Source organism: Nostoc foliaceum FACHB-393, assembly GCF_014698505.1.
In the GTDB taxonomy this organism is placed as follows: Bacteria; Cyanobacteriota; Cyanobacteriia; order Cyanobacteriales; family Nostocaceae; genus Nostoc; species Nostoc foliaceum_A.
The window spans coordinates 110,503-126,689 of sequence record NZ_JACJTD010000006.1; the positions used below are offsets into that span (position 1 = coordinate 110,503).

At 45.7% G+C, this 16,187-nt stretch carries 11 protein-coding genes; 7 read left to right on the forward strand and 4 right to left on the reverse strand.

Going from position 1 to position 16,187, the window contains the following annotated elements:
• Positions 1-223: 223 nt before the first annotated feature.
• The 3 genes from lspA to H6G92_RS07790 all read left to right on the forward strand — a co-directional run bounded on the left by lspA (position 224) and on the right by H6G92_RS07790 (position 4,258).
• Entirely contained in the window at positions 224-700 is a 477-nt protein-coding gene (gene lspA, locus H6G92_RS07780) for a signal peptidase II (RefSeq protein WP_190892513.1), read from the forward strand.
• A 221-nt stretch (positions 701-921) separates the two neighbouring features.
• The gene (locus tag H6G92_RS07785; protein WP_190892515.1) at positions 922-1,566 is read left to right on the forward strand and encodes a hypothetical protein; all 645 of its coding nucleotides are present in this window, start codon (positions 922-924) and stop codon (positions 1,564-1,566) included.
• Between the two features lie 421 nt (positions 1,567-1,987).
• The gene (locus tag H6G92_RS07790) at positions 1,988-4,258 is read left to right on the forward strand and encodes a transglycosylase domain-containing protein (RefSeq protein ID WP_190892526.1); all 2,271 of its coding nucleotides are present in this window, start codon (positions 1,988-1,990) and stop codon (positions 4,256-4,258) included.
• Positions 4,259-4,385: 127 nt separating this feature from the next.
• On the opposite strand, the gene H6G92_RS07795 is transcribed toward H6G92_RS07790, so the two are convergent.
• Both H6G92_RS07795 and H6G92_RS07800 read right to left on the reverse strand, forming a co-directional pair.
• Positions 4,386-5,816 (reverse strand): DUF4335 domain-containing protein, encoded by a 1,431-nt coding sequence (locus H6G92_RS07795; RefSeq protein WP_190892529.1) that lies wholly within the window; start codon positions 5,814-5,816, stop codon positions 4,386-4,388.
• Positions 5,813-6,439: a DUF3038 domain-containing protein gene (locus H6G92_RS07800; RefSeq protein WP_190892531.1), complete on the reverse strand. Its 627-nt coding sequence runs from the start codon at positions 6,437-6,439 to the stop codon at positions 5,813-5,815. Before H6G92_RS07800 ends, H6G92_RS07795 begins: the two co-directional genes overlap by 4 nt.
• A 452-nt stretch (positions 6,440-6,891) precedes the next feature.
• Here H6G92_RS07800 and H6G92_RS07805 point away from each other — a divergent pair, with 452 nt between their 5' ends.
• The 3 genes from H6G92_RS07805 (at position 6,892) to H6G92_RS07815 (ending at position 8,938) form a co-directional block, all read left to right on the forward strand.
• On the forward strand, positions 6,892-7,410 hold the full coding sequence (locus H6G92_RS07805) for an adenine phosphoribosyltransferase (protein WP_190892705.1): 519 nt from the start codon (positions 6,892-6,894) through the stop codon (positions 7,408-7,410).
• A gap of 118 nt (positions 7,411-7,528) precedes the next feature.
• On the forward strand, positions 7,529-8,575 hold the full coding sequence (locus H6G92_RS07810) for an ABC transporter permease (protein ID WP_190892534.1): 1,047 nt from the start codon (positions 7,529-7,531) through the stop codon (positions 8,573-8,575).
• Between the two features lie 81 nt (positions 8,576-8,656).
• Positions 8,657-8,938: a hypothetical protein gene (locus tag H6G92_RS07815; RefSeq protein ID WP_190892536.1), complete on the forward strand. Its 282-nt coding sequence runs from the start codon at positions 8,657-8,659 to the stop codon at positions 8,936-8,938.
• Positions 8,939-9,121: 183 nt separating this feature from the next.
• On the opposite strand, the gene purF is transcribed toward H6G92_RS07815, so the two are convergent.
• Entirely contained in the window at positions 9,122-10,621 is a 1,500-nt protein-coding gene (purF, locus tag H6G92_RS07820; protein ID WP_190892537.1) for an amidophosphoribosyltransferase, read from the reverse strand.
• Between the two features lie 192 nt (positions 10,622-10,813).
• On the reverse strand, positions 10,814-13,189 hold the full coding sequence (gene purL / locus H6G92_RS07825; RefSeq protein WP_190892538.1) for a phosphoribosylformylglycinamidine synthase subunit PurL: 2,376 nt from the start codon (positions 13,187-13,189) through the stop codon (positions 10,814-10,816).
• A 496-nt stretch (positions 13,190-13,685) separates the two neighbouring features.
• On the opposite strand from purL, the gene H6G92_RS07830 reads away from it, so the two are divergent.
• Positions 13,686-15,965 carry a beta strand repeat-containing protein gene (locus tag H6G92_RS07830; protein WP_190892539.1) on the forward strand — a complete coding sequence of 760 codons (2,280 nt, stop codon included), beginning with the start codon at positions 13,686-13,688 and terminating at the stop codon, positions 15,963-15,965.
• The last annotated feature ends 222 nt before the right edge of the window (positions 15,966-16,187 follow it).

A 16,187-nucleotide genomic window follows, 5' to 3' on the forward strand; every position in this document is an offset into this window, starting at 1 on the left:
GCTGCGTTGGGTAGGCAATGCCCAACTTGTATCCCTCCTGGGAAGGAAGGCAAGCTACGCGCAACATCTCCCCTTGGGAGAAGGAACTGACGTGGTTTCCACACAACTTGCTACAACTTTAGGAGAGTTCCTAACGCAGTGGCTCGCCTTCTCCCAAAGGGAGGAATAGCAACTGTGCTGCCTCAATAATGACCAATGACCAATGACCAATGACTAATTCACCATGCGTTTAAAAAATCGCCTTTTCTGGATCGCTGCCTTCATAGCTTTTTTCTTAGACCAAATAACAAAATACTGGGTGGTGCAAACCTTTAGCTTAGGGCAGACACTACCACTCTTACCTGGGATATTTCACTTCACCTATGTCACTAACACTGGTGCTGCTTTTAGTTTGTTAAGTGGGAAAGTAGAGTGGTTGCGATGGCTATCTTTAGGAGTGAGTTTAGTATTGATAGCGTTGGCCTTGTTTGGCCCAACGTTAAACTTATGGGATCAGTTGGGCTATGGCTTGATTTTAGGTGGAGCTATGGGCAACGGTATTGATCGCTTTGTTTTAGGCTACGTCGTTGATTTTCTTGATTTTCGCCTGATTAACTTTGCTGTATTTAATGTGGCTGACTCATTTATCAGTATCGGTATTGTTTGCCTGTTAATTGCTTCCTTGCAAAAAACACCAACTTCAACTGGCAGGTCGCATTAAACTATTAAGCCTGGGATTAATCATCCCAGGCTATCGATTTTTGAAATCCTTGCTCAGTCTTATATGCGAGGACTTAATTTATTGGTTTTAGCGATTTTGATTTTTCATCTTATACCAGTTCACATAACTGGTGTAAGAAGTCAAGATGCACTGACAATCGCTGAAGACAAACTAGTATTCAGATTATGCCCCAGCTTTTAATTTAATTACCTGGGGTAGGAGTGTTTGGCGAACTAGAGCCTGGAATTGTACTCGGAGAACTCATACCTGGTTCGGTAGTGCTGCCAGGAGTACCAGACTCAGGTGAAGTTGAGCTTCCTGGTTCGGTAGTGCTACCAGGAGTACCAGGTTCATTTGGGGTGACGGTTCCTGGTGCTGGAGTTAAGTTGCTAGGAGTGCCAGGTTCAGTTGGGGTGATGGTTCCTGGTGCTGTTGTGCTACCAGGAGTGCCAGGTTCAGTTGGAGTGACGGTTCCTGGTGCTGGAGTTAAATTGCTAGGAGTGCCAGGTTCAGTTGGGGTGATGGTTCCTGGTGCTGTTGTGCTATCAGGAGTGGTGGTGCTATCAGGAGTTGTGCTATCGGGCGTGGTGATGCTATCAGGCGTGGTTTCTGCCGGAACTGTAGTGCTACCAGGAGCGCTAGGGGTGACTGCTGTGCCACCGGAACAACGGGAGTTGAGTGGAAAATACTCGCACAGAATTTTCATTCCTTCTGGCGACATCTTGATTTCCGTTGGTGCACTAGTAGAGTCGCTACTGGATTGGGCTATGGGGGATTTACTGGATTCGGCTACGGCAATATTAGTGGTGAATGCCAAAGATAAAGCCGCACCAATCAGAGTCAGAGATTTTCCCATCATTCTGTAATTAACCTAAACGGAACACTCGGCCCATTAAAACAGACAATAAGATTTAGAAAATCTTCCTAAATGAATATATTTAGGTTTGTTTCAAAATATATGGATATGTAAAATTGGTAAAAATTAAATCTGCTGTCTCCCGAAAACTAGTGTTTATAAATACAACAATAAAAGTAATGACTGTAGTTATATAACTAGTAATATATATCAGATAAGCCTTTGAGAATGGAGAAAAAAATGTGCATCTGTAAATAAGTTACAAAAATAACAAACTAATTCTGGACTTAAGCTGGTTGCAAGTATAAATTAGCTCAAAAAGTACCGTATAAAAAATTTATGCTTTGGCTTATGAGTAAAATGATGAAAGACTAACATCTAAAATTGTAATTCGCCCGATTCTTCACTAAAAACTGTGATGTGAATAGCCGATGAGTTTTCCCCAACCCCCTCAAAAGCCACAAACGTTACTTGGTCAACTGACTCAAGCAGTACATACTATTCAAGCTAGGGTCGATTTTTCTAAATTGGCGCTCAAGCCTAATGCCAAAGTACCGGAACTCTGGGTGCAGGATGCGGGGGCGGATAAGGCAGAGGTATATCCACTGTTGGGCGATCGCTATATTCTAGGTCGTAGCTCCAAATCCAGCGATATCGTCATCCGTAACCCTGTTGTCAGCCAAATTCACCTATCGCTATCGCGGAATTCTACTCAGCGCACACCAGTTTTCGTCATCAAAGACGAAAACTCTACCAATGGCATTTATCGGGGCAAGCGTCGTGTTAATTCCCTGGAACTGCGTCACGGCGATATTCTTACTCTGGGTCCCCCAGAACTCGCCGCTTCTGTGCGGTTGCAATACGTCGATCCACCAGCTTGGTATGTCAAAGCTGCCAGTTGGACAGCTTATGGTGTTGGCGGTGTTAGTGCCCTGTTAGCGTTAGTGATTGGCGTAGAATGGCTAAAATTTCAAGTTAAACCCCTACCTACAGCTACACGCGCTCCAGTAGTTGTTTACGCCCGTGATGGAGCCACTCCCCTAAGAGAGCCTCGGACTACCTCTCATGTAGACATGAAGCGATTAGAGGAATTTGGCCCTTATTTACCTTCTGCGGTAGTGGCTTCAGAAGATAGTCGTTACTACTGGCACTTTGGGGTTGACCCTCTGGGGATTTTACGAGCCGTGTTGATCAATAGCCGCAGCGGAGATGTGCAACAAGGAGCCAGCACTGTTACCCAGCAAGTTGCCCGCAGTTTGTTCCGCGAGTATGTAGGAAGACAGGATACCCTTGGACGCAAATTGCGAGAGGCAATTGTCGCTTTGAAGCTCGAAACCTTTTACAGCAAAGATGAAATTTTGCTGATGTACTTAAATCGGGTTTTTTTGGGGGGAGATACCTCTGGCTTTGAGGATGCAGCCCGTTATTACTTTGAGAAGTCGGCTAAAGAATTAACTTTGGCAGAAGCAGCAACTTTGGTAGGAATTTTACCTGCTCCCAACGCTTTCGATTTCTGTGGGGATGGGCCAAATAAGCTAGAAGCAGCTGAATACCGGAATCGCGTGATTAAGCGGTTGCTGGAGATGGGCAAAATTAAACCTGAAGATGCGAACCGAGCTAGACGCTCCACTGTTCAAGTTAGTCCTAAAGTCTGTGAACAGCAAGCTAAGACGATCGCTCCTTATTTTTACAGTTACGTCTTCTCTGAGCTTGAATCAATCTTGGGGGAGGGAGCCGCAAGAGAAGGAAATTATATCATTGAAACAAAGCTTGATCCAGCGATACAGAGTCAAGCAGAAGCAGCATTAAATAATTCGGTGAACAACTCTGGTAGAACTTTTAATTTTTCTCAAGGGGCTGTAGTCACTCTTGACTCTAGTACAGGCAGTATCCTGGCAATGGTGGGCGGGACTGATTACAGGAAAAGTCAGTTCAATCGTGCTGTTCAAGCCAAAAGACAACCAGGTTCCACCTTCAAAATTTTTGCTTACACTGCTGCTATTCAACAGGGAATTCCAGAATCAAAAAGTTATTCTTGCGCCGCTTTACCTTGGCAAGGCTTTACTTATAAACCCTGTCGTGCTGGTGCTGGCGCTAGTTTAGATATTGCCACCGGGCTGGCTCTTTCAGAAAATCCCATCGCCCTGCGAGTTGCCAGAGAAGTCGGGCTGAATAGAGTCGTGGCAATGGCGCAGCGTTTGGGAATAAAATCAACCCTTGATCCAGTTCCTGGTTTAGTATTAGGTCAAAGTGTGGTCAATGTTTTGGAAATGACTGGTGCTTTTGGCGCTATTGGCAATCGTGGTGTGTGGAATCCTCCCCATGCGATTAACCGAATTTTAGACAGTGGTGATTGCCGCGATCGCGATGATATCAAAACCTGCCGTGTAATCTACTCCTTCGACCAAGATCCAGATGCCAACAAACGAGTGCTGGCAAATAGTGTAGCCGATGAGATGACTAGTTTGATGCGTGGCGTAGTCACAAGAGGTACTGGTCGTAGTGCTGCAATTGGACTGGGGGAAGCTGGAAAAACAGGCACGACTGATAAAAACGTTGACTTATGGTTCATAGGTTTTATCCCCGGTCGGCGGCTTGTGACTGGTGTTTGGCTGGGAAACGACAATAATTCCCCTACATCTGGTAGCAGCGCTCAAGCAGCTCAGTTGTGGGGAAATTATATGCGGAGAATTACAAGGTAAATTGGGGACTGGGGACTGGGGACTAGGAAAAGGCAAAAGGTTACAGGGTGGGCAGAATTCACGTTTGCTAACTTATCTCTTCCCAATTTCCACCAATCCCCAATTCCTAGTCTCCAGTCCCCAATTACTATTGATATCCCCGCCAAGGAATAACTTCCAGCGTACCGCTAGGCTTAAATATCACTTGGAAGTGGGCAAGAGGTTCTTTATCGTTGGGAGCTGCGACGTTGGAACCGTATATAGCGTTGAACATTTTAGGAAGGGGTGTTTCTCGGAAATAGTCAAAGGCGACTTGGTTGAGTGGTTCATAGTCAGCAATTACTCCTTCTTTGTTGACTGCCACCCGATATTTCAAATCTCGCGTAAAGGTGGGAGTACCACTCCAGGTTTGGCGAACTGTACTATAAAGCTTTTGGTTTAAACCTTTGACTATATTAGAGTCAGTAATTTTTGTGCCGACAACCTCTGGTGTTCTAGCATATCCTCGCCAAGGGCTAACTTCTAACACACCTTTTGTAGTAAACACTACTCGAAATTGGGCGATCGGTTCATTGGAAATGGGAGCGCGGTTAGCTGGATTGTAAAGTACGTTAGGCAGAGGAGTTTGTCCCACTCCTAGATTTGCTTCTTTATTCAGCGCTTTATAACCAACGATCGCTCCATCCGCAGCTACACCCAGACGATAGATCAAATCCTGTTGCAATCCTGAGCGATTAGTCCAAGCTGGATGAACCTGGTTGTAAACTTGACGATTCAATGCACGTAACTGGGATGGATCAGTAATTTCTGGAACTGTATTTAAAAGTGCTTCTAAATCTTTAACTGTCGGCTTTGTATTAGCTGTGGGCGTTGGTGTCGGGGTTACAGCTGCGAAGGGAGTTGCAGCAGCTGATGCTGGAGGAGTGATATTGTTTGTTGTAGAGCTAGTTTGCTCATCTGGTTTAGGCTGCGGTGGACGCATTTGAGGAGGCGGAATCAAGTTAAAGGCGATCGCTGCTACTGCTAAACTTGACACACCCACAGCAGCAGGTACAGCCTGCCTGATTAAAGCCTGACTAGCACCGCCATAGCGTCTGGTAACTGGTTGTAGTTCTAGAGAAAGTTCAGGTAAAGTTTGGCTATCAGCAAAAAACTGATCCACTGCTTCCACTAAATCAAACAACTGTACCGTATTCAAATCTATTTCAATAGGCGGCCGTTTGGAATTGTTAGACTGATCAAACCCTTCTGGAGAGCCTTCTGAATGTATAATCAACCTGTGTCGGTTGCTGTCAATTTTCTGAAACTCTACTAGCTCCGATTCCTGGTTGTGTGCTTGCGGATTGGGTACACTACTTAAAAATTCTTGGGCATAGCCACTAACAGCCCTCACCAAACTTTCAAAAAATTCCCGCCCTCCCGTTAGCGGCTGATTGTAACCAGATAAATAACATTCTGCATTTACCAATATTGATAATTCCGGGCGCATTTCCTGGAAGTGTGCAGCCCTAGTGACATCACTTAACCCTTCTAAAAGCAGTGTACAATTAGGCAAACTGTACTTACGTTGAATATTCATTCCACTTCACCGTCAAAAAGACTAATCCAGAATCGCTGCATTCCAGCTGTACCAGTACAAAATAGTAATTGTCCTAACAAATTTATAGCTAGCTCATCTAATTTTTCATCAGAACTTAATGCGAGTACACCAGAACGTCGAGCATTCATCCGGCTCTTAAAATGCGCTCTAAACCGCTCTAAGTAATTAGATAGGCGCAAATTCTGTTCCAATGGAATCTGCTTTTCTTCCATTTGTTGACATATCATTAGTAACTGGCGAATTACAACAGTTAAACGCCGCGCTATATAGCAAGCAATGACCACCAAAGCTTTTGCTTCCATGATAGTTAAGGGACGGCGCATGTGCGCTCTCCGTAGTGGATTAGAGCTACGCATCCGCCATAAATTCACCCTGTCTTTAACAATTCCTTTTAGATCCAACTCTTGAGCAAAAGACAGGATTGCTTCCGAACCACCAAGCTCTAAAGCTTCAATTGCCAATAAAATTAAGTCAATTTGCAGCCTGGTTCTCCGAGGACACGTCTTGGAAGCGATCGCAGGATCTGGTAAAGTGTCCAGAATCATCGGCAGTGACTCTTGGGCTGCACTGTTGAACGGCGTTAAACTTGCTGAGACATTCATTCTATAAATACCTTGTGCGGTTCCAACAGACTAGGTAAAACAAATTTAAGATTCGGTAGCCAAACAAGAACATTAGACTTGTAGTAGTAGCATAACTACCTGATATATATTACTTAACTCTTTCTACTCAAAGTTTTCCCTATATTGAAATCAAAGTTTTAAAACATAAGTTAATTGACCCCATTTATTTAGTGCAATATCTTTTCTAGCTTGGTTTAGATTCTAATTATCGTCAATAAAGGACGAAGCCTCAGCCTCGACCCCCAGCGTATGACATTATAGTGTACGATTTTTCAGGTATCTGAAAATTGGAGACTAAGGAATAAAGGCTGAGAGCTAGAGACTCAGTACTGATGACTCGGTACTATAGTTATGAATTTAAATTAATAATTCCTCACTCTTCACTCCTAGCTTTCCCTACTCCCCACTCCCTACTCCCCATCCCCTGTTTTATGGATTTGAAGTCTCTCGTTCGTGACATCCCAGATTTCCCCAAACCCGGAATTTTATTTCGGGATATTACTACGCTGCTGCGCGATCCAGAGGGACTGCGCTACACTATTGACTTTTTAACACAAAAATGCAATGAAGCTGAAATAAGGGCAGATTATGTCATTGGGATGGAGTCGAGGGGATTTATTTTTGGCTCACCTCTGGCTTATCAATTAGGAGCTGGTTTTATTCCCGTTCGCAAAAAAGGTAAGTTACCAGCAGCTGTTCACTCAATTGAATATGAACTAGAGTATGGTACAGACTGCCTGGAAGTACACCAAGACGCTTTACACCAAGGTAGCCGAGTTTTGATTGTGGACGATTTGATTGCCACGGGCGGAACTGCGAGTGCGACAGCAAAGTTGGTGCAAAAGATTGGCTGCGAACTAGTAGGGTTTGGGTTTATTATCGAGCTACGGGATTTACAAGGACGGACATATTTGCCGGACGTGCCAATTATCTCCCTAATTGAATATTAGTCATGGGTCATTAGTCATTGGTTATTAGTCACCAGACAAAGGACAAGTGGCAAAAGACAACTGACATAGACGCTCAAAGGGCGGCTTCCCGTAGGGTAGGAAAAAGGACAAAGGACAAATGACATCTACAAAAATTTCCTTGGAGACAGGTCGAGATTGGCTAATAACGCTAGTCACGAGTGAAACTTTTGTTTATGTGGTAAAGCGGATATTGCAGGCACTACTGACTTTGTTGCTAGCGTCAGCGTTGTCGTTTTTCATTATTCAGCTCGCTCCAGGTGATTATGTAGATACGCTGCGGCAAAACCCGAAGATATCGCCAGAACGAATTGAAGAAATCAAACGGCAGTTTGGTTTGGATAAGTCTTGGCTAGAACAATTTTGGCTGTGGCTATGGCGAATCTTGACAAAGGGAGATTTTGGCACGAGTTTTATTTATCAACGTTCAGTATCGTCGCTGTTGTGGGAACGGGTACCAGCGACTTTGCTATTAGCGATCGCATCTTTAATTGTCACATGGGCGATCGCCATCCCTCTGGGGATCTTTGCTGCTGTTAACCAAAACAAGCTAGCAGATCGGATTTTACAGGTGATTAGTTATGCCGGACAAGGCTTTCCCAGTTTCATAACTGCCTTAGCGTTGTTGGTTTTAGCCCAAATCACCTCGCCCTTATTTCCAGTGGGTAGTATGACTAGCATTAATCATTCGGAACTGTCGTGGTTCGGCAGAATCTTAGATATCGGCTGGCACATGATCTTACCCACGATCGCCCTCTCAATTACTAGTTTTGCTGGTTTACAACGCATCACTCGCGGTGAATTATTGGATGTGCTGCGTCAAGATTACATCCAAACGGCTCGTGCCAAAGGACTGCCAGAAAATCGCGTTATCTACGTTCATGCACTCCGCAATGCGATAAATCCCTTGATTACCTTATTGGGTTTTGAACTAGCTGGTTTATTAAATGGTGCTTTTATTGCCGAGTTTTTCTTTAACTGGCCTGGTTTAGGAAGGTTGACCTTACAGGCTCTCCAAGCTCAAGATTTATATTTGTTAATGGCAAGCTTGGTAATGGGCGCAGTCTTGCTGATTGCTGGTAATTTAATCGCCGATTTAATGTTAAAAGCAGCCGATCCACGCATTCGCCTAGAAAATCTCAATTAGTCATTAGTCATTAGTTACTATACTACGCTCCTCTACTCCCCCTGCCTCCCCTGCTCCCCCACTCTCCCCATCCCAATCCCCATGCTGTCCGAAGTCTATTACTTGGTGCGCTCAAAAACTGACGGTAATTATCTCATAGCTCGTCCTGACGCCGAAGCATCAGGTTATTTATTGCTGTTTCGAGAAAACTTTGATGCCTTAAGCTATCTCAACACCCACGCGGTAGAAGTGGCAAACCGCTTTGCTGTGGAATCTATTCCAGGTACACAATTGGGAAACTTGCTCAAACGTTGGGGTTTTAGCGGTGTGGGTATTGTGACTGACCCATTATTGCCCAAGGTTGAGTTTTTACAGCACAGTTAAGCTAATTACAGCAGATTGCAACTTCTCTACGAGAGGCTACGCCAAGGTGAGGTACAGATAATCGTAGGGAACATGGCTGTGCTCCTACCCATGTACTCTCCAAAAGACTCCCGCCACACTGTTCCAGTGTGGCGGTGAGAGGAATGGAGGAACGGCAATGAGCTTCACCACTCCTCCAATCGTCTATACCACTACCTTTTCTAAACTCAACTTAGAACGCTTCACTTGCTCAGGAATCGCTACAGGATAATCTCCAGTAAAGCAGGCAGAACAAAAACTATTGGTATCTTCTCGTGTCGCTTCTAGCATTCCTTCCCAACTGAGATAGGCGAGGCTGTCTACTTCCAGTTGTTTGGCAATTTCCGCTACTGACTTAGTAGCAGCAATCAGTTGATCCTGAGAATCAGTGTCGATACCATAGAAGCAGGGATGAGTTACTGGTGGGGAGGAGATTCGCATATGTACTTCCACTGCACCAGCTTCACGCAAGGTTTTGACTAATTTACGGCTGGTAGTACCCCGCACAATCGAGTCATCAACAATAATTACTCGTTTACCCGCCAGCACATCTTTGAGCGGGTTGAGCTTCATGCGAATACCTGATTCGCGCATGGTTTGTGTTGGCTGAATAAAGGTTCGTCCAACATAGCGATTTTTAATTAGTCCTTCGCCATAAGCTACACCAGAAGCTTGGGAAAATCCGATCGCAGCAGGAATACCTGAATCAGGAACACCAAAGACAATATCGGCATCTACAAAGGATTCTTTAGCTAGTTGATGTCCTAAGCGCATCCGATAGCTGTACAAACTCTCGTTATGCATGACGCTATCAGGGCGAGCAAAGTAAATCATCTCAAAGATACACAATTTCCGCTGGGGCTGTTGACTCCAATGATAGGAAGCCAAACCTTCTTCAGTAATCCAAACTAACTCGCCTGGCTCTACATCTCGTAGGTATTCGGCTCCAATAATGTCTAAGCCACAAGTCTCCGAAGCCAAAACGTAACGGACTGGATTACCAGCCAAAGTGCCAATTACTAGGGGACGAATGCCATTGGTGTCCCGGACACCCATAACGCCGTTAGGAGTGCCAATAACTAAACTAAAGGCTCCTTGGCAACGATGAAATGCCTGAATTGAACCCTCTAGCCAATCTGCGCCAGCATTGATTGCTTCTGCGATCGCAAAAGCGATCATTTCTGAATCTGTTGTCGTAACTAAGTTGCATTTTTTCTCAAGCAACTCTTGACGTAATTGCACTGTATTGACTAAATTGCCATTATGTGCAAGAGCTAATGAACCTAAACGGGTTTCCAATACTGCGGGTTGGGCATTAACTTTGCGGCTAGAACCTGTGGTGGAATAACGAGTATGACCAACAGCAAGGCTACCAGGCAAATGATCCAAGACAGATTCATTAAAGACTTGAGATACCAAGCCCATATCTTTGTGGAGGTGTACTTGTGTACCCTCAAAGGTGGCAATACCAGCTGATTCTTGACCCCGATGCTGGAGGGCATACAATCCAAAGTAGGTCAGTTTAGCAACGTTTTCTCCTGGTGCGTAGATGCCAAAAACACCACAAGCTTCTTCTGGCTTGTCAGGCTGATTTTCATGACTATTGATTGGGTTGTTGGTCTGGTCGGGGTATTCATCCGAAGTGACAGAATGAATGGAAATCATGCTAGCTTTGCTCCTGGTGGGGGGGGTCAAGTCACTGGGATTATGTCTATAGATAGTTGTAGCTTTCTTAATAAATCTTTAACCATCTATTAAAACAGTACCGTAATTATGATCAGGGACGTTAATAAAAGAGTTAGGAGTTAGGAGTTATGGTGTTTATTCCTAGCTCCTGACTTTCAACTCCCAACTTATTTAACTAGGGGTAGTGGTGTGGATGGCAAGACGCCTAGCGATCGCGTGGGAATAGCGATCGTTCATATCTTCGATCCTAACTTTGATTAAGGCTTGGTTATCAGTAGTGAAAACCCCCAAACCCATCTCATAATTACGAACCGTACCTACTTTTTGCCACTCTTGACCCAGATGTTCCTGTAAGTATGATTCCCAAATTTCTTGTTGTGCTGATGCTACAGAAACTAAAATCCTGGCACCACCTTCGGCAAACAGCAACTCATCAAAGCGGGATATTGGCTGGGTTGGTGGGATTTCTAAATTGATTTCAGCACCAAGGTTCCCAGCAATACAACATTCTGCTATTGCGATCGCCACTCCGCCCTCAGCACAATCATGGGCTGAACGTACCCAACTATTACGAATTCCTTCACGGCAAACTTTTTGGACGCGGCGTTCTAAGTCAAAATCTACCCGTGACGGTTTTCCGGCAACAGTACCGTAGATAGTGGCTAAATATTCCGATGCTCCTAGACTGATTTTGGATGCTAGAGGCAATCCGAGAAGATAAATCACATCGCCGGATGCTTGCCAACCTTGACCACAAATTTTGGTGATATCGGGAATCAAGCCGACCATACCCACTACTGGGGTGGGATAAATTGGTTGTGGGATGCCTTGAGAATCAAGAGTCTCATTGTACAAAGAGACATTACCCCCTGTGACGGGAGTTGCCAATTCTCGACAACCTTCTGCCAAACCGCGACAAGCTTCTGCCAATTGCCAGTAACCAATCGGTTTTTCTGGAGAGCCAAAATTCAGGTTATCTGTCACCGCCAGAGGTTCTGCACCCACACAGCTAAGATTGCGTGCAGCTTCTGCTACCACTGCCTTAGCTCCTTCATAGGGGTCAAGATAAACATAACGAGGATTGCAATCTACCGTTGCCGCCACCCCTAATTTTAAATTTTGGATTTGGGATTTTAGATTGGGGATTTCTTCAAGCGGGCGCAAGCGCACCACAGCCGCATCTGCACCACCTGGCAGTATCACAGTATTGTTCTGTACTTGATGGTCATACTGACGATATACCCAACTTTTAGATGCGATGGTGGGTGTATCGAGCAAAGTTAGCAAAATATCATTCCAACTTTGCACGCCTCCTTGGAGTTCTATTCCAGCAGTTGTGCAAGCAGGTAAGGAATCAGGAGTCCATTCCCAAGCTTGACGGGCATATTCTGGCGGTTCTGCTAACAATTCCCGTTCATATACTGGGGTATTCTCAGCCAAAGCGTCAGCGGGAATTTCTGCTGCTACTGCACCTTGGAAGAGAATCCGCACGATGGGTTCAGCGATGACAGTACCAGCGACAACGGCTTGAAGTCCCCAACGGTGAAAAATGTCGATTAATTCTTGCTCACGCCCCTTATGGGCAACGAACAGCATTCGTTCTTGAGATTCCGAAAGTAGATATTCATAAGGAACCATCCCCCTTTCTCTTGCGGGAATTTTATCTAAATCTAGTTCAATTCCCACACCGCCTTTTGCTGCCATCTCTGAAGTAGAACAGGTGATACCGGCCGCTCCCATATCCTGGGCGGCGACAACTGCACCTGTCTTAAAAGCTTCCAAACAAGCTTCAATTAACGACTTTTCTAAAAAGGGGTCGCCCACTTGCACAGCAGGGCGATCGTCTATTGACTGATCGCTCAATTCTGCACTAGCAAAACTTGCGCCTCCCATGCCATCGCGCCCGGTAGTGGAACCAACATACAGCACGGGGTTACCTAAGCCAGATGCTCCAGATTTGACGATTTCTGGTGTTTCCATCAACCCTAGTGCCATAACATTCACCAGAGGATTACCAGAGTAAGCAGAGTCAAAATAAACTTCGCCGCCAACGGTGGGTACTCCCACACAATTACCATAATGGGCAATTCCTGCTACCACACCGCTAAACAGCCGTTGGGTTTTGGCATCTTCTAGGGAACCAAAGCGCAGTGAGTTTAATAGGGCAATGGGACGCGCACCCATCGTAAAGATATCTCTGAGAATGCCTCCTACTCCCGTTGCGGCTCCCTGAAAGGGTTCGACCGCTGAAGGGTGATTGTGGGATTCAATCTTAAAGGCTAGTTGGAGTCCGTCACCCAAATCTACAACACCAGCATTTTCACCAGGCCCCACGAGGATGCGGGGCCCTTCGGTAGGAAACTGCTTGAGTAAAGGTCGAGAGTTTTTATAGCAGCAATGCTCTGACCACATTACCCCAAACATTCCCAGTTCAGCTTTGTTGGGATGACGCCCTAACCGACGGACAATTTCTGCGTATTCTTCTGGTTTAAGACCTTCAGCAGCGATTTCTTGCGGGGAAAAGAAAGCAGGAGATGTGGCGGTCATGGAAATAATGCACCAATTGTACAGAGCATTATTCTATCGATTTACTTACCCCGTAGGTGCAGTTATAGGATGGTTTATGGCTATATGATGCTACAGATTTAACAAAACAAATAAATTTACTTAAAGATATATATTTTTGTACACCTAAAGATAGATTGTATTTAATGCTGAATTCCTGGTAATTATACTGATAAAGATTAAGTAATAAAATTTTTTCCTTATAAAGTGCATAAGCCATTTCCAGATTATGGAAATGGCTATCAGCCTGTCAGATGATCTACTAATTGAACACAGAAAAAACTCATAGGATGCGATCGCAAGCAAGTTTTAATCCTTGAAATTCTGATTATTTGGAACTTCATTCGTCTGAAAAACTGCTACAACAGCGGACTCAATCACTGAATCGCTTTTGGATAAAGGATTTTAGGAATTTGAGAAACTGTTTATCCAAATGAGCAAACCGACCGTACTAAACCCAATTAAGAGGATTTTGATCATGCCTAGACTTACCTTTCCACCCAATTTCATCGGCACCCCCAGTGCCGACACTTTAATCGGACAAGAGTTAAATGCATCATCGGCAATTGGTATTGATATTTTAACTGGAGGTTACATTCGTACACTCTCAGGAAAAGACACGATCACTGGCATCGGTACTGGCGGTAACGGTAACAATGGTGTTATTGGGACAGGCATTGCTAACAGTGGTGAACTGAATACCGGAGACGGAGAAGACACTATTACTGGCACCGGTACTGGCGGCAATGGCGACAACGGCAATGACCCCGGTGACGGTGGTACTGGGACAGGCATTGTTAACAAAGGCAATCTGAATGCAGGGGGTGGAAATGACATGATCACCGGCATCGGTACTGGCGGCAACGGCGGCGACGGCGTTGCCAATCCCTATACTGGCGGCGGTGGTAATGGGATAGGTATCGCTAACAATAATAATATTAATGTAGGAAAGGGGAACGACATAATCATCGGTAACGGTACCGGCGGGTCCGGCGGCAACCGCAGCATCGGCCGCTCTGATGGCGGCAATGGTGGTAGTGGGACAGGTATCGCTAACAGTGGCAGTATTAATACAGGGAATGGACAAGACACAATCATCGGCACTGGTACTGGCGGCACACCTACTGGCGGCCGTGCCGGCGGCAGTGGTGGTAGTGGGACAGGTATCAACAATAGTGGCGAACTGGATACCGGAAATGCAGAAGACACGATCACTGGTATAGGTATCGGCAGCATTGGCGGCGGTGGGACTTTCAGCGGCAATGGCGGTACTGGAATCGGCATCGATAACAGTGGCAGTCTGAATGCAGGGGATGGAAAAGACACGATCACTGGCATCGGTACTGGCGGCGATAATGGCGGCGGCGCTTTCAGCGGCGACGGCAGTATTGGAACCGGTATCGCTAACAGTGGCAGTATTAATACAGGGAATGGACAAGACACGATCACGGGTACAGGTACTGGCGGCAACGGCGGTGAGGGCTATCCCCAGGCCGGCGACGGTAGTATTGGAACCGGCATTGCTAACAGTGGCAGTATTAATACAGGGAATGGACAAGACACGATCACGGGTACAGGTACTGGCGGCAACGGCGGCAATGGTGTCTTTAAAAGGGGCCTCGGCGGTGCTGGAATCGGCATTGCTAACAGTGGTAGTCTGAATACAGGGAATGGACAAGACACGATCACGGGTACAGGTACTGGCGGCAACGGCGGCAACGCTATAGAAATCCCTTCTGATGGCGAAGTTGGCGGTACTGGGACAGGAATCGCTAACAACAGTGAAAATTTTAATACAGGAGACGGTAACGACACGATCACCGGCATTGGTACTGGCGGCAACGGCGGTAACGGCGGCATTGATCAAGAAAACGGCGACAATGGCGGCAACGGTGGTAACGGTGGTACTGGGACAGGCATCAGCAACAGTGGAAATTTTAATACAGAGGACGGAGAAGACACGATCGTCGGTACTGCTACTGGTGGCAACGGCGGCTATAGCCGATACATCGGCGGGTCCGGCGGAGATGGCAGTACTGAGAGGGTCGACGGCAACGGCGGTACTGGAATCGGTATCAGCAATAGTGGCAAACTGGATACCGAAAACGGAGAAGACACGATCATCGGCACTGGTATTGGCGGCAATGGCGGCATTGCTGCCGGCGGCATCGGCGACGGTGGTGCTGGAATCGGCATCCAAAACACTAAAGACGCCACCATCACTACAGGGTGGGGTAAGGACACCATTACGGGTTATGGGAAGAGTTCTGGAACAAACTCCACCGCCTATGGCATCGTCAACGAAGGAGTAATTGATACAGGCAATGGTTCTGACATTCTTACCGGACAGGCTACAGCAACAATTGGTGGTACTGCCTATGGCATTTATGGAGAAGGAATCATCAAGGCTGGTGATGGTAATGACGAAATTATTGCCACCAGCACCCTAGATGGAGTTCAACAGAAAGTTACTATCGGTGGCGGGTTGAGCATTGATCTTGGCACTGGAAATGACTACTTCAAAGGGTTTGGTGATACCACTATTGATGGCGGGGATGGTTTTGACACCCTCGATCTTAGAGCTTTCAATCGCTCTGAACTCCTAGTATCTGGTGTTGTTTCTGGCAATACCCTTAATTCTGCCAACATCAGTTTTAATAACAATGGGAGCACCATTAGCTTTTCTACGACTGGCTTTGATAAATTTATCTTTGCAGATAGTTCATTCTGCTACAGCACTTTGGCAAACGGGGCATAAATTTGTTAATGTTTGTTACTTTCTCTATCTTGGGTTTTAACCCCTGAGTGTCTAATTGGTGTTTTTTGCTCTTAAGCTGAAAAAGCATCTATTAGGGCATATATTCTTACTCAAAACTTACAGGTAACTACTGAAGCTCAGAGAATATTCGGGTATATGCAGTTTAGCTGTAACAATCCTGTGACGAGAATCACACTTATCTATGATTAGGATCGTCTCCCT